Annotated in this window: 22 protein-coding genes and 1 tRNA gene; 6 read left to right on the top strand and 17 right to left on the bottom strand. The window is 44.2% G+C overall.

What is annotated here, in order from left to right; all coding sequences use genetic code 11:
* Nucleotides 1-42: 42 nt before the first annotated feature.
* From QGN29_RS06620 to dcd, 12 genes are all read right to left on the bottom strand, one after another.
* A complete protein-coding gene (locus QGN29_RS06620) occupies nucleotides 43-882 on the bottom strand; it encodes a CvfB family protein (protein ID WP_310799911.1) in 840 nt (279 codons plus the stop codon).
* 9 nt (nucleotides 883-891) lie between these two features.
* Nucleotides 892-1,101 (bottom strand): DNA gyrase inhibitor YacG, encoded by a 210-nt coding sequence (locus QGN29_RS06615; protein ID WP_310799910.1) that lies wholly within the window; start codon nucleotides 1,099-1,101, stop codon nucleotides 892-894.
* Nucleotides 1,102-1,126: 25 nt separating this feature from the next.
* The gene (locus QGN29_RS06610; protein WP_310799909.1) at nucleotides 1,127-2,524 is read right to left on the bottom strand and encodes a ribonuclease E/G; all 1,398 of its coding nucleotides are present in this window, start codon (nucleotides 2,522-2,524) and stop codon (nucleotides 1,127-1,129) included.
* Entirely contained in the window at nucleotides 2,517-3,095 is a 579-nt protein-coding gene (locus tag QGN29_RS06605; RefSeq protein WP_310799908.1) for a Maf family protein, read from the bottom strand. Before QGN29_RS06605 ends, QGN29_RS06610 begins: the two co-directional genes overlap by 8 nt.
* Nucleotides 3,096-3,105: 10 nt before the next feature.
* The gene (gene infA / locus QGN29_RS06600) at nucleotides 3,106-3,324 is read right to left on the bottom strand and encodes a translation initiation factor IF-1 (RefSeq protein ID WP_310799907.1); all 219 of its coding nucleotides are present in this window, start codon (nucleotides 3,322-3,324) and stop codon (nucleotides 3,106-3,108) included.
* A 170-nt stretch (nucleotides 3,325-3,494) separates the two neighbouring features.
* Complete coding sequence (locus QGN29_RS06595) at nucleotides 3,495-3,920, bottom strand: arsenate-mycothiol transferase ArsC (RefSeq protein ID WP_310799906.1); 426 nt, start codon at nucleotides 3,918-3,920, stop codon at nucleotides 3,495-3,497.
* 7 nt (nucleotides 3,921-3,927) lie between these two features.
* Nucleotides 3,928-4,362: a UPF0262 family protein gene (locus QGN29_RS06590; RefSeq protein WP_375164690.1), complete on the bottom strand. Its 435-nt coding sequence runs from the start codon at nucleotides 4,360-4,362 to the stop codon at nucleotides 3,928-3,930.
* 62 nt (nucleotides 4,363-4,424) lie between these two features.
* Nucleotides 4,425-5,729 carry a histidinol dehydrogenase gene (gene hisD, locus QGN29_RS06585; RefSeq protein WP_310799904.1) on the bottom strand — a complete coding sequence of 435 codons (1,305 nt, stop codon included), beginning with the start codon at nucleotides 5,727-5,729 and terminating at the stop codon, nucleotides 4,425-4,427.
* 1 nt (nucleotide 5,730) lies between these two features.
* Nucleotides 5,731-6,426, bottom strand: a complete 696-nt coding sequence (hisG, locus tag QGN29_RS06580) for an ATP phosphoribosyltransferase (RefSeq protein ID WP_310799903.1) — start codon at nucleotides 6,424-6,426, stop codon at nucleotides 5,731-5,733.
* Nucleotides 6,427-6,431: 5 nt separating this feature from the next.
* The gene (locus QGN29_RS06575) at nucleotides 6,432-6,896 is read right to left on the bottom strand and encodes a DUF2948 family protein (protein ID WP_310799902.1); all 465 of its coding nucleotides are present in this window, start codon (nucleotides 6,894-6,896) and stop codon (nucleotides 6,432-6,434) included.
* A gap of 84 nt (nucleotides 6,897-6,980) precedes the next feature.
* Nucleotides 6,981-8,261, bottom strand: coding sequence for a UDP-N-acetylglucosamine 1-carboxyvinyltransferase (murA, locus tag QGN29_RS06570; protein WP_310799901.1), 1,281 nt, complete (start codon nucleotides 8,259-8,261; stop codon nucleotides 6,981-6,983).
* Nucleotides 8,262-8,378: 117 nt separating this feature from the next.
* Nucleotides 8,379-8,930: a dCTP deaminase gene (gene dcd, locus QGN29_RS06565; RefSeq protein WP_310799900.1), complete on the bottom strand. Its 552-nt coding sequence runs from the start codon at nucleotides 8,928-8,930 to the stop codon at nucleotides 8,379-8,381.
* A 174-nt stretch (nucleotides 8,931-9,104) separates the two neighbouring features.
* Between dcd and QGN29_RS06560 the strand changes: the two genes are divergently transcribed.
* The gene (locus tag QGN29_RS06560) at nucleotides 9,105-10,301 is read left to right on the top strand and encodes an acyltransferase family protein (protein ID WP_310799899.1); all 1,197 of its coding nucleotides are present in this window, start codon (nucleotides 9,105-9,107) and stop codon (nucleotides 10,299-10,301) included.
* 25 nt (nucleotides 10,302-10,326) lie between these two features.
* Here QGN29_RS06560 and QGN29_RS06555 read toward each other — a convergent pair whose 3' ends face one another.
* A complete protein-coding gene (locus QGN29_RS06555; RefSeq protein ID WP_310799898.1) occupies nucleotides 10,327-10,473 on the bottom strand; it encodes a hypothetical protein in 147 nt (48 codons plus the stop codon).
* 194 nt (nucleotides 10,474-10,667) lie between these two features.
* On the opposite strand from QGN29_RS06555, the gene QGN29_RS06550 reads away from it, so the two are divergent.
* Nucleotides 10,668-10,742: transfer RNA gene (locus QGN29_RS06550), tRNA-Thr, on the top strand.
* 232 nt (nucleotides 10,743-10,974) lie between these two features.
* Here QGN29_RS06550 and QGN29_RS06545 read toward each other — a convergent pair.
* The gene (locus tag QGN29_RS06545; RefSeq protein WP_310799897.1) at nucleotides 10,975-11,583 is read right to left on the bottom strand and encodes a TetR/AcrR family transcriptional regulator; all 609 of its coding nucleotides are present in this window, start codon (nucleotides 11,581-11,583) and stop codon (nucleotides 10,975-10,977) included.
* A 204-nt stretch (nucleotides 11,584-11,787) separates the two neighbouring features.
* Here QGN29_RS06545 and QGN29_RS06540 point away from each other — a divergent pair, with 204 nt between their 5' ends.
* Nucleotides 11,788-12,594 carry a CPBP family intramembrane glutamic endopeptidase gene (locus QGN29_RS06540; RefSeq protein WP_310799896.1) on the top strand — a complete coding sequence of 269 codons (807 nt, stop codon included), beginning with the start codon at nucleotides 11,788-11,790 and terminating at the stop codon, nucleotides 12,592-12,594.
* A gap of 61 nt (nucleotides 12,595-12,655) precedes the next feature.
* Here the strand turns inward: QGN29_RS06540 and QGN29_RS06535 are convergent, their stop codons facing one another.
* Both QGN29_RS06535 and QGN29_RS06530 read right to left on the bottom strand, forming a co-directional pair.
* Entirely contained in the window at nucleotides 12,656-14,287 is a 1,632-nt protein-coding gene (locus QGN29_RS06535) for an amidase family protein (RefSeq protein ID WP_310799895.1), read from the bottom strand.
* Between the two features lie 143 nt (nucleotides 14,288-14,430).
* Nucleotides 14,431-14,973 (bottom strand): lysozyme, encoded by a 543-nt coding sequence (locus QGN29_RS06530; protein WP_310799894.1) that lies wholly within the window; start codon nucleotides 14,971-14,973, stop codon nucleotides 14,431-14,433.
* A gap of 374 nt (nucleotides 14,974-15,347) precedes the next feature.
* Between QGN29_RS06530 and ggt the strand changes: the two genes are divergently transcribed.
* Complete coding sequence (gene ggt, locus QGN29_RS06525) at nucleotides 15,348-17,072, top strand: gamma-glutamyltransferase (RefSeq protein ID WP_375164689.1); 1,725 nt, start codon at nucleotides 15,348-15,350, stop codon at nucleotides 17,070-17,072.
* 91 nt (nucleotides 17,073-17,163) lie between these two features.
* Here ggt and QGN29_RS06520 read toward each other — a convergent pair whose 3' ends face one another.
* A complete protein-coding gene (locus tag QGN29_RS06520) occupies nucleotides 17,164-19,503 on the bottom strand; it encodes a DUF305 domain-containing protein (RefSeq protein WP_375164688.1) in 2,340 nt (779 codons plus the stop codon).
* Between the two features lie 259 nt (nucleotides 19,504-19,762).
* On the opposite strand from QGN29_RS06520, the gene QGN29_RS06515 reads away from it, so the two are divergent.
* Nucleotides 19,763-20,251: a hypothetical protein gene (locus QGN29_RS06515; protein WP_310799891.1), complete on the top strand. Its 489-nt coding sequence runs from the start codon at nucleotides 19,763-19,765 to the stop codon at nucleotides 20,249-20,251.
* 45 nt (nucleotides 20,252-20,296) lie between these two features.
* Nucleotides 20,297-20,821: a hypothetical protein gene (locus tag QGN29_RS06510; protein ID WP_310799890.1), complete on the top strand. Its 525-nt coding sequence runs from the start codon at nucleotides 20,297-20,299 to the stop codon at nucleotides 20,819-20,821.
* Nucleotides 20,822-20,835 lie beyond the last annotated feature (14 nt).

Genomic DNA, 20,835 nt, shown 5'->3' with positions numbered 1-20,835 from the left:
CCCTGAATCAACTCCGTCGTCATTTTTTTTAATTTTTTCAGATTATTCGTCGTTCAAGATGATTTTTCCAGGCTCTAATTTAATCTTTTTTGCTTTATACAACAAGCCAATCGCCCGTTTAAAGTGACTTTTACTTGTGCCGAACACATCTTTGATCAATTCTGGGCTAGATTTATCTGTAATCGTTGAAATACCACCTGCCGATTCTAAATGATCAAGAATCATATCTGCTAAATCTTTTCGCTCATGCTGGCCTGGCTTTCTAAGCATCAGGTTAATTTTACCGTCAGGTCTAATGTCCTGAACATAGCCCTTAAAACGATCGCCTTGCGAAATTCGTTGGAAGATCGCACTTTTATGAATCAATCCAACATGTGTTCCATTAATGACAGCCTTATACCCAAGGTCACTCTGCCCAGAGACTAAAAGATCTACCTCTTCACCTGGCTCAAAATCATCGTCATCCTCTGCGTAAAGATAGCGCTCTAACTTGCTACTCCCAGCGATACGACCTGAATTATCAATATATATGTAAACTGTATATTCCTTACCGGCTATCATAGGAATACGTTGTTCACTAAAAGGAACGAACAGATCCTTCATCAGACCCCAATTCATAAAAGTCCCAAATTTAGTCGTATTGGTTGCTCGCAAGGTTGCACAATCACCGACCTCAGCAAATGGGAGTTCTGTAGTCGCGATGATCCGATCTTCACTATCCAGATAAATAAACACATCGATGATGTCATTCATCTCCCAATCATCAGGGATATAGCGCTTCGGCAGAAGGATCTCCCCTTCTTCGCCTCCATCTAAGTAGAGCCCAAAATCAACTTGCTTGACAATTTCCAGAGCATTAATTTTTCCGATTTCAGCCATCATAAGGCCTTTCTAATGAAGGGTATCATTCCCATCGTTAATGAGCGTTTCTTGAGCATGCTGAATAACCTGCTCCACTTCATGCTCTCCAAGAGGCTCTTCTGAGGGCAAAGCGTACCCGCCAGACATCCATTGCCCCAAATCAATATCCGCACAGCGCTTAGAACAGAAGGGGCGATATTTTTGAACCGTCTCTTTCTTACATGTTGGACAGTGTGCCATGACTTATATCCTTAATAGTGATTTCCTACGATCCAATTTTCACAAAAGCCTTGTCATTCTGTTTCAACTTAACAGATCGGTGACATTTGTCAGCTAAAGCCTTCGTTAAAGAAGGATTATCCTCTAGAAATTTCAATGTCTGATTGGGAACCATCAAAATTATATCCCCAGCTTCTTTACCAAGACCGGCTTTCACTGCCTCTTCAATTAAGTGAATGGCCTGGGCACGCGGTGACAAAACAGCCTGACGCTTTTGCAGCATACGATCTTTCAAATTCAGGCCTTTTCGCTTCCGGGAAAATTCCATCAAACCAAACTGAGACAACCCTGATCGTTTAATAGGGACAGGATCACTTTTCATGGTTTCATCTATGAGATTAATCAGCTGGGCAGCACTGCCCTTCGCTGACATGTCGACGAAATCAATAACGATTAGGCCGCCAATATCCTGAAACTTCATGTGATAGAGGCTTGCTAAGGCTGCTTCCATATTCACTGTTAGCAAAGCCTCTGAAGCCGGACGACCTTGAAGCGCACTCCCAACATTCACGTCTATAACTGTCAACGCTGTTGTATGCTCGATCGTAATCCAGCCCCCTGAAGGTAATTGGATCCGATCTTCAAGAGCTTCTTCAATGGCCTCTTCAATGCCAAATTCTTCAGCGATCGATTGATCACCCTGCCAGTTCATGAGGCGCCCAGACATATCCGGCCAGCGCTTTTCGCAAAGAGCAAGAGCCTCAGTCAAGACAGAGCCATTTTCAATGTAAATGGGCCTCTCATCCTCAGGCGCATGCAATAAAGCTTGTTCAAGAGGACTCATTGAAAATAGAACGGCCGGCTTTTTCATTGTCCCTATTTCTGAGAAGGCAGAAGCCAGCCACTGAGCCTCAGCAAGTACAGATTCAGGCGCTATATCCATGGCTGCTGTTCTAACAATAATAGAATAGTCATTCGCCAAATCAGTTAAGAGAGGGGACAGCGCTTTTAGAGACCGAGGGGGTAAATCTTTCGAAAAGAAGAGGCGCGGCTTTGCGAGTTCCAAAACCACATAGCGACCCACCAATCTTGGCTTAGCAGATAGGTTAATAGCCTTACCGTCTATTGAAGAAGCATCCGTGATGCCCTGTGCTGTTATAAGTTGCCCTTCTTTCAGACAATCAGAAATACTCGCAACTTTGCCCTTCACCAATTGTTTGGCACGGCGCAAGCTCATACAACCACTCTGACCATTTCCAAGATCAAAAAATGCCATATCAAGGCTAGTATTCACATCTTTAACACGCGCTGCATAGATAACGTCTACAGCCGATAAACCGGTTTCCGCATAGAAATCTACGCGCTCAGCAAACCCCTCTTCATCGATGTGGCTTGCACGCCATTCTGCAAGGCCAGCCTCAAGAGTATATGATAATTTAGTCATGGATATATCCTGTTCCAACCAGAAGGTTGCGCGTTTCAAATAAGGGAAGCCCAACTACTGCTGAATAAGAGCCTTTGATCTGACGAACAAAAGCTTCTGCTGACCCTTGAATACCATATCCCCCTGCCTTTCCGTCCCATTCACCACTTTCAACATATCTATTCATTTCAGAGACTGAAAGCCGCTTAAAGGCAACAGATGTTACCACAGTTTTTGTAATCTGTTGCTTGGACGGAGTAATCAAAGAGAGGCTTGTCAAAACTTTATGACTTCTGCCACTCATGATCTCTAGACACATTTTTGCAGTGCGAGCATCTTCTGCTTTCGGCAAAATGCGCCGACCTTGAGCGACAACTGTATCTGCTGCAAGGATATAGGCGTCAGAATGTTGAGGTAAGACTGCCTCAGCTTTTTCACGGGCCATTCGCGCAGCATAAAGGCGCGGCAATTCACCGGCCTTTTCTGTTTCATCGATATCTGCAGGGTCGATAATGTCTGGGTAGATCCCAATCTGGGCCAGTAAGTCTTTTCTGCGAGGTGAGGCAGAGGCAAGGACCAATGGAGCAGACATCAGGTCAATCTTATTTAAAGCGGTAGGTAATACGACCTTTAGTCAGGTCATAGGGAGTCATTTCCACAAGAACTTCATCACCAGCCAACACACGAATACGATTTTTGCGCATTTTACCAGCGGTATGACCTAGAATTTCATGGTCATTTTCAAGTTTTACACGGAACATTGCATTTGGGAGTAACTCAGTTACCGTCCCACGCATTTCAAGTACTTCTTCTTTAGCCATTATAACTCCTAGGTTGGCTGATTCATTGCATCGCGCTTTACATGCGTTAAAATCACAGAAAAATCAAGGCTTTTACAGAAATAGCCAAGATATCTACAAGAATCGCTCTAGATTAGCTCCAATTGGTTCGCTGAAATGGGGGGCTCAGGTTGAAGGAATGGAAGGTACTATTAAAAAGAAAGTCTTTTTTCAATCCGCGCACTCAACTCATCTCTTACTTTTCGGTAAACTTCCATAATCTGGCTTCTATTCCCTTCCATCATGCAGGGATCCTCAGTAGGCCAAAACTCTACCTCTGTATCGCTATCAGCTAGCTTTGATAACAGCCTATCATAAGACTGGCTTGTTAAAGATATAACCAAGTCAAAATCCTCTAACGTCAGGTCCTGTAAAGTTTTTGCCTTATGATCCGTAAGATCATAGCCAATTTCATGCATAACCTGAGCAACAAAAGGATCCAATTCACGGGTCACAAGGCCCGCAGAATCAATATAAATGCGGCGCTTGGCATATTGATCTGCTAATGCATAAGCAAGCGGCGAGCGAACGCTATTTTGATTACAGACGAAAAGAACACTGCGAGGGTTTTTGCTCATTCTTCAGTTACCCCTTCATATGCAAAACACAAATCAATGTGAAAAGCCGTCTTGCGGTTTGATGGTCGAGAATAATTTTATCTTCCAAGCGTTCTCTCAAAAGCGCGCTCCCGTCATTATGTAATCCCCGCCTGCCCATATCAATGGCTTCAATTTGTGAGGGAGAAGAGGATTTAATCGCTTCATAATATCGATCACAAACAGAGAGATACTCTCTAATTGTGCGCCGGAAAGGACTCATTGCCAGTTTAAAAACCATCACAGCTTGATCCTCACTCGTGACTAAATCAAAAACCAACCGGCCTTCTTCAATCGCCAAGGTCAATTTATAAGGCCCGTGATATCCTGCCTCTGTTGCTTTAATCACTTCAAAAGAGTTGTCTTCAATCAGATCAAAAATTGCAACACGTCGCTCATGGTCGACATCCGCGGAGCGACGCATAAAGGTGCTTTCATCAAGCTGAATATCACTGAGACGATAATTACTCACAGAAGGCCTTTACCCTATTGTTTATCTATATCTTCTAGTCTTATAGAAACAGAAAGTCCGTGAGCCTGCAAGCCTTCTTCTTCTGCCAACGTGATGGCAGCAGGGCCAATAGCAGCTAAACTTTCTGGCGTGCATTCAACAAAGGTTGTGCGCTTCATGAAATCATATACACTCAGACCGCTTGAAAACCGTGCTGTGCGCGCAGTCGGTAAAACATGGTTTGGTCCAGCCACATAATCCCCAATCGCTTCAGGTGTGTAGCGGCCAACAAAGATAGCTCCAGCATGAGTTACCTTTTCGCGATACTCATGTGGATTCTCTATGGCGAGCTCTAAATGTTCTGGGGCCAATGCATCCACAAGAGGTAAGCTATTGTCGATATCCCCTACAACAATAATAACCCCGTAATTTTCCCAGCTCGCACTGGCAATTTGTGCCCGCGGTAAAGTTCTAAGATGATTTTGAACCGCCAGTTCCACACTTTGTGCAAAAGCTGGGTCATCGGTAATAAGAATGGATTGCGCTACGGGGTCATGTTCAGCTTGAGACAGTAAATCCGCGGCAATCCAGCGTGGGTCATTTGTGTTATCTGCTACGACTAAAATCTCGGAGGGCCCCGCAATAGCGTCGATGCCAACCTTACCATATACCTGCCGTTTCGCTTCCGCAACGAAAGCATTTCCGGGTCCAACAATTTTATCAACACTTGGAATGGTCTCTGTTCCGTATGCAAGCGCTGCAACAGCTTGAGCGCCACCTACTCTATAAATTTCGTGGATACCTGCTAATTTTGCAGCTGCAATCACAGCTGGATTAACCACGCCGTCCGGCGTGGGAACAACCATCACCAAATTCTCAACGCCAGCCACCTTAGCTGGCATTGCATTCATCAAAACAGATGATGGGTAATTTGCAGTACCGCCTGGGACATAAAGACCCGCTGAAGAGACAGGGCGCCACTGCTGACCTAACCTTACGCCATCATCATCTGTGTAGTCCAAAGAATGAGGCATCTGATTTTGATGAAAACTAGCAATACGATCAGCTGCCTTTTTCAAGGCAGCCAAAAGTTCAGAAGTCAAACTGTTGTAGGCTGTTTCTATTTCATTCTCAGAAAAACGTAACCCGTAGGTCTCCACATCGAAACGGTCAAATTTTGCAGTAAAATCATATAAGGCTTTATCACCCTTGTCTTTAACAGCCTCCACTATAGAGTGAACACTCTCAGAAACATCTTCGGCGCTTTCCCGTTTCATGGTCAGGACAGCAGCAAACTGCTGCTCAAAATCTGGCTGAGATGACGACAGTCTTAAAACCATATTACGCGCCCTTCGACGATAGAGACGCAAGCGCGTCACGGAATTTATCAGTCCAATAGCTCAGCTCTTTTGGACGAATTTTAAAGGCCGATCTGTTTACAACCAGGCGTGATGTAATTTCCATCAATGTGTCCACCTCCTGTAATCCATTGGCTTTCAACGTACCTCCTGTTGACACTAAATCCACAATGCGCGGAGTCAACTGAAGGGCTGGTGCTAGTTCCATGGCCCCATTTAATTTAACGACTTCAGCTTGAACGCCTTTTTCTGCATAGAACTGACGGGTGATATTTGGATATTTTGTCGCGACACGGACGTGGGACAAGCCATCAGAGTCTGTTCGTCCTGCAGCTTTAATTTCTTGGGCCATCTCATTAGGTAATGCAACAGACAAGCGGCAATAACCAATGCCGAGATCAAGGGGGGAATAGAGATCGTCATAGTCAAATTCACGCAAAACATCATTGCCGACCACACCAAGATGCGCAGCACCAAAGGCCACAAAGGTTGCTGCGTCAAAGGCCCTGACCCGAATGATAGAGAGGCCTGGAATATTTGTGTCAAATTTTAACGCGCGACTCTTTGGGTCATCAAAGGCCGCTTCAGGTTCTATACCCGCAGCGCGAACAAGAGGCATAACCTCGTCTAGGATCCGTCCTTTTGGCAAGGCAAGGACAAGAGGGGCAGTTAATTCCATGATATTTACTCGCTATAGTCTTTTGTATGATCTGGCCTCGCAAGAGCTTCAAATGTCTCGCCTTGATCCGTTAAAAAAATTTCAACACATTCAATCTTCAGAGCTATAGACATATGGCCCGCAAAAATGAGTTCAAGCTTTTCTGAATCCTCCTCAGATATTTTAACATCCAAAAGAGAAAAGACAGCATCCTTGTCTAGCGCAGTTTGACTTTTATATTTCACATCCATCACTGTGTTAAAATGGAGGGCGCACCGTTGGCGTTCACCAGGATGTTTTATCGCGAAAAGCCCTCGCTGCCACCAAGGCCTTTTCTTTTCCCAGCAATAGCGGTTGGCCATCAAAATAAATTGATGCGCCTTTGGATCATAATGCATATCAGAACCAACAATCGCTGCATCCTGTACTAATGATGCCAACAAGGTCAGATCCTCGGGGGTCTCTACTTTTAACTTTAATGGTTCAGACATAGGTAAACTTTCTAGACTCACTCTTTAGCGCGCCCGACTTTACGCAGTTCAACTTAAAAAAGAAAGTGTTTCTGTTGAAACGATTTATGCTGGCACTCTTTCAATCTGAGCCCCAACGGCTTGAAGCTTTTCTTCCATACGCTCATACCCTCTGTCGAGATGATATAAACGATTTATCTCGCTCGTACCCTCCGCAGCTAATGCTGCAATAGCCAGACTCATCGATGCTCTTAAGTCCGTTGCCATTACTGGCGCTGCTTTTAAAGTAGAGACGCCTTTAATGGTCGCACTGTTGCCTTTAATTGTAATATCAGCGCCCATACGTATGAGCTCAGGTACATGCATATATCTATTTTCAAAAATGGTTTCCTCAATGATTGACGTCCCATCCGCTAGAGTTAGCATTGCCATTAATTGGGCCTGCATGTCAGTAGGAAATCCCGGGTAGGGCATAGTCACAAGATTGATAGGTTTGATCACATCCGGCCCTATCACCCTGACGCCTGCCTCTTCAGTACTAATCTCGCCACCAGCCTCAGTTAAAGCTTTAAGGGCTGAGGCCATATCTTCAACTTTCGCGCCTTCAAGTAGAATTTCACCCCCGGTTATCATCGCGGCCACAGCGTAAGAAATGGCTTCTACGCGGTCAGGCATAACGTCATGGGTTGTCCCCTTTAAGTGATCTACACCCTGAATGGTTAGGGTCGAGGTCCCTGCCCCTGAGATTTTAGCACCCATCGCATTTAAGCATTTTGCCAGGTCAATAATTTCTGGCTCTCTAGCAACATTTTCCAAGATTGAAGTGCCTTTGGCTAAGGTCGCAGCCATCATTGCATTCTCTGTAGCGCCGACGCTTGCAAAGGGAAAGACATAATGACCACCTGTCAATCCGTCTTTGGCTGTTGCTTCAACGTAGCCCTCATTCAGGTCTATTGTTGCGCCAATAGCCTCTAGAGCTTTCAAATGCAAATCAATGGGCCTATTCCCTATGGCACAGCCCCCAGGCAATGAGACACGCGCATGACCAAATCGCGCGACAAGAGGACCCAAGACGATAATAGACGCCCGCATTTTACGCACCATATCATAGGGTGCTGTGGTCGTGACAATATCAGAACCATCTAAGGTTTTTCTGCGGCCCATTCGCGCGCCGCTGGCTCCCCCTGCAACGGCAAAACCAACGCCCATATGATTAAGCAGGTCAGAGAGCGTCGAGATATCAGCAAGCCTTGGTAAATTACAGAGCGTTAGAGGTTCTGCCGTCAATAAGCTTGCACACATAAGAGGCAGCGCTGCATTTTTTGCGCCGCTTATTTGAAGAGACCCATTCAGTTTTTGACCGCCTGTTATGACCAATTTTTCCATGGAAATTTATCCTATTGCTTTTCTTTTCCAGATTATGATCTCTTGAGTAGGGCAAAGATAAGGCGATGCCAAGGATAAATCTCAGCACCGCCTATAATTCTCCTCAAGAAAAGAGCATTACATACGAGGTAATGTCACGCCCGTTTGGCCTTGATATTTACCAGCCCGAGCATTGTAGGGCGTCAAGCAGGGCTCGTTACCTTTAAAGAAAAGGAATTGGCACGCCCCTTCATTGGCATAAATTTTAGCAGGAAGAGGTGTTGTATTTGAAAACTCAAGAGTCACATGTCCTTCCCAACCAGGCTCAAGCGGTGTTACATTCACGATGATGCCACAGCGCGCATATGTAGACTTTCCAAGGCAAATCACTAAGACATCCTCAGGAATACGGAAATATTCTACAGTTCGCGCCAGTGCAAAACTGTTAGGGGGAATTATGATTTCATCAGCAGTCCGGTCCACAAAACTTTGCTCATTAAAATTTTTCGGATCGACAATTACACTATCAACATCGGTAAAAATTTTAAATTCAGGGGCAACTCGCGCATCATAGCCATAGCTTGAAACACCGTAGCTGATTCCATCTCTATTTTGACCTTCTATAAAAGGTTCAATCATGCCGTTTTCTTTGGCTTGTTCGATAATCCACTTATCAGACATAATGGCCATGCAGCTTCTCCCTGCTGTTAACTCTATTATCTATGTCATTCTTTCTAGGATATAGCGCTGAAGCTTACAAGGTGCAAAATGGAGAAAAACCCACATCTCAGGAGGATTCTTATTTCATTTTCAGCCGAGACTGCTATAAATATGAAACATTTTCATATTTTAAAAGGTGCCCCTGTGACCTCACCACATGAACCCAAACGCTATCATGGCTTAGATTTTCTAAGAGGTCTTATGATGATGCTTGGGCTGGTTATTCATACAGTCCAATATTATATTACTCTGCCCTTCTTTAATTCTAAATATATCGACCCATCCACGTCCATAAGTATGGACTTGATTATGATTTTCATTAATACGTTCCGTATGCCGACCTTTTTTGTCCTCTCTGGTTTTTTCACTGCTCTGCTTTTTTATAAACTCGGGCGTCAAGGGCTTGCCAGCAATCGCATGAGACGTCTCTTAGGGCCCTTTTTGCTCTTCTGGCCGCTGGCCGCCGCACTGCTTGTGCTTCTTCAGCGGTACTGGGATACCTATCGTTTTCATGGCTATTGGGGCTTGCACCCAGATCAAGTGGAAACGCTCTATCAGGGCTTTCACTCCACATGGCATTTTTGGTTTCTCTATTATTTAATTTTGTATATTGGCGCTGCCCTTATTCTCATGCCGCTGATCCAAAAGATATCATCACGCATAAAGGAAAAGTTCCTTAACAAGCTCAAAACTTTTTTCCCAACAATTCATGGTATGATCTTCTTTTCTCTCATAACCATGATTTTTGCCTATTCCAATCCTTCAGGGCGTGTTTCCATTGATACAAATCTTGTGACATCGCCTCTCTCATTGATATATTTTAGTTACTACTTCGTTTTGGGTTGGTGGCTTTTCCTTTGCCGAGACATCTTAGCGTCACTCTCAAAACCCACGTGGCGTAATATGGGACTTGCGACAGTGTTTCTTATTGTGGGACTGGTGGTATTCACCCAATTAGGAACAGTGGGGTCTGAAGGCTATACCATAAAGCATGCCCTCTTGGTCGCTGCAAACAGTCTCTCAATTCTATTCTATATCTTCGGGTTTATAGGGATGGCTCTCAGGTATTTTTCAACCTTTAGTCCAGTGTCTCGCTATCTCACCGATATGTCTTTCTGGGCCTATATTATTCATCTGCCCGTTATCACGCTGATCGCTCAGGTGCTCTTTGGGTGGGAGATGATTGCAGAGGTGAAAGCGCTGGTAGTCCTAAGTCTCTCCACCGGGATTTGTTTTATCAGCTATGATCTTTTTGTAAGGAACGGAAGAATAGGAAGAATACTGAACGGGCGCGCATACCCTTCTCTCCTCAAATCAAGAAATTCTAATCCCCCAGACTAAAAGGGGGTCGGCTTTATAAGAGGTTCTACTCTGCGTCATCTTCTTTTCTGACTCGGGCCTGGCTTTTGCGACGGCGAAGATTAGCGCGCAGGTTTTCTGAAAGTCTTTTTTGGCGTTCCTCAGCTTCTCGTTGCTTTTGCTCTTTTTTGCTGCCGCCTATTTGCTCTGCCATGGGAGTGGGTCCTTTTAAAGCCATTTATACTTACGGTATACTTCTGGTATGCTTCTGGAAACTTATGTATCAGAATTTTTGGTACCGTCAAATTTTTCTATGGATAAATTTCATGACTTTCCCCTTGAAATAGAGCGCAAGCTGTGGCAATAGCCCATGCATAGGACGGCCCTAGAGTCGCCCCGCCTATATAGGCCGCTATAGCTCAGTGGTAGAGCGCACCCTTGGTAAGGGTGAGGTCGAGAGTTCAATTCTCTCTAGCGGCACCATTCTCTCGTAAAGTTTCTAGAAACTATTCTATTATCCGTTTTGTCTTGGTTCGGGCTTGTCCTACTCAAGGTTTTCAGAATTATACTTCTTAGTCACTAAAAGAGCAGTATGCGGTAGTTAAAAACCAACCCAGAAAGACTTCTTTGTCTAGCTCCTAACGGCGCTTCAGAACCTCGCTTTTTGAACCGCGTTTGAGGTGTCTGTTATACTATATGATTCTCAGATTTCTTTCTAAGAATGTAGCAAAGCAACAAGCATGGTTTTTATATGAGTGGCCATATCATTTTCATCTAACTTTTGTACCCAGTACGGCGCCGTTTCATTAAATAGAATTTTTTCTATAAACACTGTACCTGCGACATAGGCGATAAAGGGCGCCAAGCGCACTCGCTTATCTTCTGTTATGAAAGGCCTTAATAGATTCTCAACTTGAGATAAGGCTTGTTTTTCCATTTCTTCCCAATCATCCGCGATAAGATGTGGGTTTAGACGTACATTTAAATAAATTGCCCTGAAGAGGTTGCGGTCCTCTTTCAATTGCATCAGAGCAATCGAGACCAATTGGGTAATAGCGTCCTCAAGGGTTGAAACTTCGGACAATTCCACAGGCTGTTCTTTAGCTTTCTCCTTCATTCTTTCTAATAGAATAGGTAAAAAAGCATCTTTATTTGCAAAGCGTCTGTAAACGGTGCCCACTGCGACACCTGCTTTATCAGCAATAGCCGCGACTGAAATTTGGCTAAAATCTTTTTCTTTCAGCAATGTCTCTAAAGCAATAATGATTTTTTTTTGCTTTTCTAAGCTGCGCTTTTGTTGGGCTGGTTTTATACCATTCGTCATAAAAGTCCCTTAATGTGAATATTAATTCGCTTATAGGGTCTTATATCTTTTCAATCAAGACTTAGAAATAAATCGATACTTTTTGAGAGTAATACTGATCTAGGGATCTCCCCCCTAATTCATCTGTTTATTTCTGGCTCTTGACATAGGATGCATATTTCATTATGTAAATGTGAATTCACATTCACAATAAGGATTAAAATAATGACAGCCCCCTTCATCACAGTCACGACTTCTAAGGATTTTATCTCTGCATCTTCTGAGGGTGACTTTGCATTAATCTTTGGCGGCTTATTGATTGTTATTATTCTTGGATATTTTGTGTGTCAGAATATTAGTTACCGACGTCAAGGTAAGGATTCTCTAACAGAAAAGGAAAAGATCAAGGAACTAAGACAGACAATCATTTTACTTTGGTCTTTGTGTGCAATTGCGCTGATTGCTTGGTTCCAAAGCGATAGAGGGCTTCAACAGCTAGGATTTACCCTTAATGGCACTACAGAATCGATGATGGCATTCGCAATCGTCACCATATTTTGTGGCTATATGATTTGGCAAATATTTCAGGTTGACAAATCACAAGAAAACAAACGCGACTTGCTCAAGCAATTTGAAACGAGTGGTGATTTTCAGTCACTAAGGTTTGTAAGTAAAACTGGCTACTGGCATTTTCAAGCCGTGGCCGTTACAGCAGGTATCACGGAAGAAATCATATTCAGGGCTTTTGCTATAACTGCACTCTCTCTTTATATGCCTATTTGGGCAGCGACCATTATTGCCGGCAGTATATTTGTTATATCCCATAGTTATCAAGGCCTTAAGGGGATGATGCGCACGATACCTATTACTATTGTCTTTACGATACTATTCCTAGTAACCAATAGTCTTATTCCAGTGATTATCTTACATATTGTCGTTGATATTGTTGCCGGTATTTTACTATGGAAAGCAGCACAATTCGAGAACGGCTTAAGGGACAAACAAAAACTGGCAACGACTGCAAGAGAGTGAGTATTCACCTCAAATGCAATGAGCTTAACTTCTTAAGGTATTATTTCGCGTCTCATCAGGCTTAATTAGTGATCACTTCCCCTTCAAGAACCGGCGTATGAGCGGGAAGACGCAGTGCCTTCGTCCTCTGCTCAAAAGCATAGCCTAATCCAAGCAAACGAGGTTCACTGAATGCTGTTCCAAGGAAAGAAATAGAAACAGGCAAGCCCCGCCCTGTAAAACCCGCGGGTACGATTAAATCGGGAAAACCAGATAAATTTGCTAGTGATACAGGCGACGGACCGCCTCCTGGACCAGAGCTAGAGGTTGGATCCATGTCAACTTTTGCAGGTCTGGTTGTACTGGTAGGATAAACAATGGCATCGAGACCATTTTCTTTCATTAGCCCGTCCAAAACAGACCGAATGAGTGGCAGACCATGAGTGAGCACTGAATTATATTCATAGCCCGTTAAATCAGTACTCTTATTCTCATAAAGCATAAGTTCCCAGCGCCCCGGATTAGGAATCACACCGTCTGCCCGTCTGGAAATAAGTCCCATTTGTCGAGCAATGAGATCATCGAGTGATTTCGGATATCCTTCCCCTGTCGTCGCAAGATACTCTTTTATCTGCGCTTTAAACTCTGGATATCGTATTGCTCTATAGAGGCGCCCTCGAACATCAATAACCCAACTGGGGATTTTAATATCGATAATCTCAGCGCCCGCATCTTTCATATTTTTCAAGGCGGATTCCATAACCCAATCTACCTCATAATCGTTACCCATAAATATACGTGCTACACCAATTTTTGCACCTATTAGAGCATTGGCATCTAGAAATTGCGTATAGTCTGTATGAAATTTATCTTTGCTTTTATCGGTAGAGATATCAGCGGAATCAACGCCCGTCATAATACCTAAAGACACGGCCACATCATAGACGCTCCGCGCCATTGGCCCTACAGTGTCAAAAGAAAGAGCCAATGGAATAACGCCGTCACGGCTTAAGAGACCATGGGTTGTCTTTAAACCAACAATACCATTCGCTGAGGATGGCCCGCGGACCGAGCCGCCTGTATCCGTTCCAAGAGCCATCATGCCGAATGCCGCAGCGACCGAGGCGCCAGATCCCCCGGAAGACCCTGATGGAGATCGATTAATATCATGAGGGTTATAGGTTGATCCGCCTAAGGAACTCATCGGGCCACCTGAAGCCAATTCGCTCATATTAGCTTTCGCTAGAATAATAGCGCCTGCATCCCGTAATTTTTTGACAATAAAGGCATCATCAGGCGGATAGGATCCTTCAAGAAGAAAAGACCCCGCCGTTGTAGGCATGTCAAAAGTATCTAAATTGTCTTTAAGAAGAATAGGGATGCCATGTAAAGGAGACCGTCGACCTTTGGTGCGTCTTTCCTCGTCTAAGGCTATAGCTTGGCTCAGAGCTTTCTCATTCAGCGTCAAAATAGCATTAATCGCAGGCCCTTTTTTATCAAAGGCAGCAATACGCGCCTGAAAGAGTTTTACCAACTTTTCAGAACTAAGCTTTCCCTCATCCATCGCTTTATTAAGCTCTTTAATGGTCGCTGCTGTTAGGGACAGGTCATTGGCATGAGTTTGGAAACTATATAGTCCAAACATAGCCAAAATCATGACTAAAACTAATCGCTTCAATTTCAATAAAACTCTTTCTGTTGCAACACTATTCATAGTTCCTCCTCACAAGTCATATGCGTATTGATTAAACAATATTAATTTATAATCTCTCTTAGTCATGACATGTCGATAAGAGACTGTCTAGTGGAAGCCAATCATGGCCCTGAGTTTATTCTCAGAGCCTCAAAGGAATAATTCTATGGCTTTGAATATGAGGCATATAAATACATTTCTTTCTCGGCTATTCTTCGTTTTGTTAGCCCGGCACTTGCTTCTTTCTTTTTCGTTGCTGGATTGTATGCAAGGTTAATGTCTAGGAATTGAAAAGCAGCATCACGATATTGACCTGATGCAGTTCGTTTATAGACTTGCCAATTCCCTTGATTTCCCCCTGTATTAAAAGTCAGGCTTACGAGGGCATCAAACATTGATTGAGTGATCCAAGCCCCTTTTAACCACTTACCAACGCTTGTTACACTGCGGCCGACACTCATTGCTAATCTTTTGGATGCTTTTGATTGTGATATGCCATCTAAATATTCTTTGGTATCATTGAGAGTACAGTGCCCATCATGGAGTTTTTCTCCATACCCAATTGTACAATGACCTGCAATATCCTCATAAGGAAATGCCGCAAATCCTTCCCAGTTTTTTATAAAATCTTCACCCTTTATACTGAGAAAAAGCTTCTCTATTGGTCTGAGTAAAAATCCATTGAATGAGTTCACAGATGTTTTCATATAAATTTCCTAACGCAAAATAATGGCCCCTTTCACCTCATGCGAGGAGAGAGCTATTTCAAAGAGGGGAGTGGGAGACTGAGAAGAGGCATATATATCTCATTTTACATAAAAATACAATTAATGAGATTTATTTTACTCTTAAAAGTGATTATAGATTGAACCCAAACGAGGATCCTAGACACTGATTTTGCCTTTTAACCAGTCTGACGTATATTCTAGGAAACATCATATTTTCAAACTTCTTTTCACAGGGGGAATTCATGAAAAAAATACTCTTAAGTCTATCTCTTGGTTTGCTTCTCATTGCCTGTAGCGCAGATCAGAAGTCATCCGAGGAAAACTCATCAGAATCGGAAGATCCACGGAGGGTGATGGCAGGACAGAACGGCCAATCAGTGACAATGCGCGAAGACATGCGCGGGGACCGGATCCACGCTGCCCCTTGGGCAACACGGTCAAGCGTTCTTGGGATGAACGGCATGGCGGCGACATCCCATCCCCTAGCCTCACAAGTGGCGATAGACATCCTAAAAAAGGGCGGCAATGCAGTAGACGCTGCCATTGCAGCCAACGCAGCGCTTGGATTGATGGAACCGACGGGTAACGGCATAGGCGGTGATCTTTTCGCTATAATCTGGGATCCAGAAACAAAGAAATTATACGGGGTGAACGCCTCAGGTCGATCCCCAAAAGGCCAAACCTTTGAGCAATTAAAAGCAAGAATTGGGGATGTGAAAGAAATTCCGAACTGGGGCAGCGTAGCCGTGACTGTTCCTGGTGCAGTGAGTGGATGGGACCTGATGCACAAGAAATTTGGCAAAATGGCTTGGGCAGAGACACTCCAGCCCGCCATTACTTATGCCACTGAAGGATTTCCCGTTACCGAAGTGATTGGCTACTATCTAAACCTCAGCGCAAAAGCTTTCCCTGCCAACCAAGAAAAGGAAGGCATTGAGGAAATCGAGAATTTTCTTACTACTTATACAAAAGGCGGCCTTGCTTACAAAGAAGGGGAAATATTTAAAAACCCAGATTTGGCACGAACACTCACGATGATTGCGAAAAGCGGCGCAGACGCTTTTTATAAGGGCCCCCTTGCCGACACAATGGATGCCTATTTTAAGCGCATCGGTGGCGCCCTTAGAAAAGAAGATTTCGCCAGCCATACAGCCAACTGGATTGCCCCGGCCAAAGTGAATTACAGAGGATATGATGTTTGGGAACTCCCACCAAATGGGCAAGGGATTGCAGCCCTTCAAATGCTGAATGTGTTGGAAGCCTATGATCTAAAGTCTATGGGATTTGGAAGTGCCGATCATTTGCATGTCATGGCTGAGGCCAAGAAATTAGCTTTTGAGGATCGGGCACGGTTTTATGCAGATCCTGACTTTTATAATGTCCCGCTCAAGGGTTTACTGTCAAAAGATTATGCTAGTGAGCGAAGAAAATACATTGCGATGGATACAGCGATGACGAAGGTAGATCACGGCCCTGCTAAACTGTTGGAAGGGGACACGATATATATGACCGTCGCAGATAAAAACGGCATGATGGTGAGCTTAATTCAAAGTAATTACCGCGGTATGGGCTCTGGTCTTGTGCCGGACGGCCTTGGTTTTATGTTTCAGGACCGCGGCGCGCAGTTTAGTTTGGATGCCAATCATCCCAATGCCTATGCACCCTTTAAGCGTCCTTTCCATACCATCATTCCTGCCTTCATGACGAAAAATGACCAACCTCTCATGGCTTTTGGTCTGATGGGAGGTGCGATGCAGCCACAAGGACATGCGCAAATTGTTGTGAATATTGTTGATTTCGGCATGGGACTTCAACAGGCCGGTGATGCTGCCCGTTTTAATCATGCTGGGTCCACATCTCCAATCTGGGACAAACGAATGACGGATGGGGGCATCCTCAATCTTGAGAGCGGTTTTACAGGTGATGTAGTCCGTGAACTCCAACGCAGGGGACATAAGGTCATGATCCGCAATAGTGGTATGTTCGGCGGTTATCAAGCCATATGGCGCGACCCCGTAACAGGCGTATATTATGGCGCCACAGAAATGCGGAAAGATGGTATCGCAATCGGATACTAACCCAAGAGTTGTGAGGCCGATCTTTGTGTCTCATTCTCAAAAAAAGGCCCCAAAGATATGGGGCCTTTTCTCTCGTTATAAACGCAGTATACTAACGCGCTGCAGCAGCGATAGCTCTCATGGTTGAAACCAATTTCTTCTTGCGTCTTTGCTCAGCTGCTTTGCCTGACTTCTTTTTAACCTTTTTCGCGAGCTGTTTAAGCGTCTTTGCATTAACTTTTCCAGACTGGGCCTCTGTTAAAGCTTCACGAAGGGCTTTCGATAAACCTTGAGCAATGGCACCCGTTCGATCCAACTGATCTAAATACGCCAAGGCAACAACAGGTGCATCCGGCCAGGTGACTTCAAATTGTTGTTGTGGATTAAACTTCTCACCTTGATCAGCAAGTTTGGCGGCTGCTAACTCATTAGCGGTGAGCACATCACTCTCGATCAATTCGAAAACGTCGAGGCCTCGATATATGCCTGTACCGTAAACTTTACCATTATACCAATATGAGGACCAGTAACCGCCCACGGCATAATCATTCTCATCAAGAGGTCCACGGTCAAAGAAGGCAATTTCTTTTGGATCGGTGGACTCTGAGAAATCGATGACAGAGATGCCCCCTTGATACCAAGCCTGAACAAAGATATCCCGTCCAGGAACAGGTACAATAGATCCATTATGCGCTACACAATTTTCCATTTTCGTTTGCGGCGCAGGTAATTTATACTTGCCTTTAAATTCAAGTTTTCCGTTCTCAATATCGTAGATAGCATTCGCGCCCCAGCCTTTTGGATCCCCTGCCATACAGCGCGGACGTCCTCCCCCGCCCCATTCGTCGGTGAAAAGAACTTTCGTTCCATCATTATTAAATGTGGCTGAATGCCAATAAGCAAAACCGGGATCCACAACTGCATCAATACGTTTAGGTTTTAAAGGGTTACTAATATCCAGGATGATCCCATTACCAGAACAAGCCCCAGCTGCCAGTTTTGCCTTCGGGAAAACTGTGATGTCGTGACATTGATTGGTGACATAAGTTCTTTGTGTATTAGGCCCATGATTTCCACCACGCCACAAGCCTGCGAGAGCGCCGGTTTGTTCATCTGCAAAAACCGCAGGGCTATCTACGATGCGGGCCTTTGAGGGGTCATCAACAGGAATTTCGATCACATCGATACGGAATAACGCTGTATTTTTGTCCCCAGTAAAGTTTCCAATACAGCTCTCAAGTTCTTTCTCATCCCTTACGCTAGAAGTCCCAGAATTATAGATAACCACAGTGCCTTCTTTACCATCTCCAGAAACGATAGAATGGGTATGAGAACCGCGGCAAGTCTGTACTTGCCCCACTTGAACCGGCCGTTGATAGTCGCTGATATTAAAAATTCGAATGCCGCGGAATCTATCAGCACTCACATCCTCACTAATCCCTTGAATACCACAGTCTGTTCGACCGCGGGTTTCTTCAACAGACATAATGAGCAGATCGCCGATCACAGATACATCGCCCTGGCCACCTGGACAAACCACAGAAGCCATCAAGGCCGGCATGCCCGCCGCGTCTAGCTTATAGGTATTGAACCCATGATAATTGCCTACAACCAATTTATCGCCATCGAATGCCATATCCGTATTGGCGAAACTCATCAGTCCGCCCCGCTTAGCGCGCACTTTCTTTCCATCTTTTTCTTTATCTGTTTCCGCTGCTAAGCCCAGGGGATTTTCTGGATCAAAGAAGCCCGCAGGGCGCGGTAAATTCCGCAAGAGTTTCATATTCAGCGCAGCCTCTCCTGCATCAGAAAAGCCTGCCTTCAGACCGACCCGCGGATCGCTTGACAGAGAGGCAAGCAAGACATTCATCCGACTAATCTCTGACTGTTGATCAGTTTGAACATCGCTGACAAATTCATAGAGCACTGGATCATACGCTGAGCCGCGCTTGGAGAGTAAATCCTTGACCATCGTAATGGCCCCTGCATGATGAAAAATCATTAACTCAAGAAACAACTTATCAAAAGCAACACCTTCTAGGCTCGCGAGTTTTTTCATTTGAGCTGGCGAGGCCATTCCAGCCATCACATGAGACATATCCATTTTCGAATGAGCTGCCGGATCAGGTTGACGTTCACCGCGCGCTTTAAGCCAGTCCAGCATAAAACTGATTTCATCTTTTTGAGAGGCATCAATCTTACCGGCAATATCAAGAAGCTCTTGTCTATTGGTCCGGCCCTTAACCAATGCAGACATGAGGGTAGCTTGATGATGATGTGGGATCATATTTTGCATGAAGGACACATCTTCTGGTGTGTAGCTATTGACCGCTATCTCAATGGCGCTCTTTGGTTTAATGATTTTTACTTTTTCGCCTACATTGCCAGGTTGAACGAGAGGCACATCCTGAGCCGCTACATGGCCCATTTGTCCCCACAGCAGTCCTGTCATAAATACAGTGGTTAACACGGTTGATGATCTGACATATTTTTTTACAGTCATAGTATATTTTCCTCTTCCCTATAAAATCGCCCACACAAATAGTAGTTCTCTCTATCCTTGTGTCAAATAATCTCTCAACTATAAATCAAGACAGAGAGATATCTTTCCGTTATAGCCAAATGGATAAAAATCTACTTTAAATCATAGACAGGCCTTCCTAGGCTGCTTAAACTAGCTTCAGGGAATAACAGAAGGAAATGGGAAAACGATGCCAGAAATTTCAATTCTTGGGTGGACACATACAATCATTGCCATCATCGGTATATTTGCGGGGATTTCTACTCTTGCTAAAAATAAATTCATCTCACTAGAAATTAAGTCTGGCAAAATTTATTTAGCCTGCACGCTCTATGCAGCTGCGACAGCATTAATGATTTTTGCTCATGGGTTTTTCGGACCAGCTCATATTCTAGCCATTCTCACATTGCTGGCTCTTATCAGCGGCGTTGTCGTCGAGAAGACACAACTTCTTGGGAAACTGTCACCCTATTTTCAGGCGATGGCCTATTCAGCGACACTCTTATTCCACATGATTCCCGCAATTACAGATGGCTTGATGCGTCTACCAGTCGGAAGCCCCATCGTTACAGATATTGAGGATCCTCTCTTAAAAAGCTTCTATGGTCTTTTCCTTATTATTTATTTAATCGGCTTTGGCTTACAAGTGAAAATCCTGAGGCAGAGGGCATCCTCTTAGGAACCGAAAGAGGCCTAGAGAAAGAGAAAGAGAAAGATATCATCCATGGTTTGGGAAATTATATCTACTGCCATATTGGTTGCTTTGACAAGTTTTGGGCTTCATTTCTGGGCTTACAGAAAAGGGGTTGAAGAAGTGAATGGTCGTATTCAACGTCCTTCAAAGAAAAATGAGGAAACAGGAGAGAAACGATCAAAGAAAGAGCGACAAACAGGAAATACTGTCATTGATAAATGGCTAGGATTTGGTGGTGGTTTTTATGGCACGGTCGCTTTTATGAAATTTGCTCAAATCGAACTGACACAGTTTTTTGGATTCATCTCTGATCTTGATGGCATGATCGCCTATTTCAAAAACTTTGGCATTCACAGTATTATCGCTTTTTTTATAGATCAATTTCAAAACTTCATTTCTGCGGTTATCTGGCCTGTCGGATATTTAGGATCCTATAATTGGCTTGAATTGGGTGTGCTTTTTGGTGCAGCTTATTTCGCCTATTTGGGGGCAAAAAACCTTGCCAAATCCTATGTTTTACAAGCTCAAACAGAAAGCCTCCGTAATGAGATCTAGCAAAATACTTAAAC

Origin of the sequence: Temperatibacter marinus, from assembly GCF_031598375.1 — a bacterium.
Lineage (GTDB): Bacteria > Pseudomonadota > Alphaproteobacteria > Sphingomonadales > Kordiimonadaceae > Temperatibacter > Temperatibacter marinus.
Note: the sequence above shows the minus strand (reverse complement) of the source record. Positions and strands in the feature narration are given on the sequence as shown.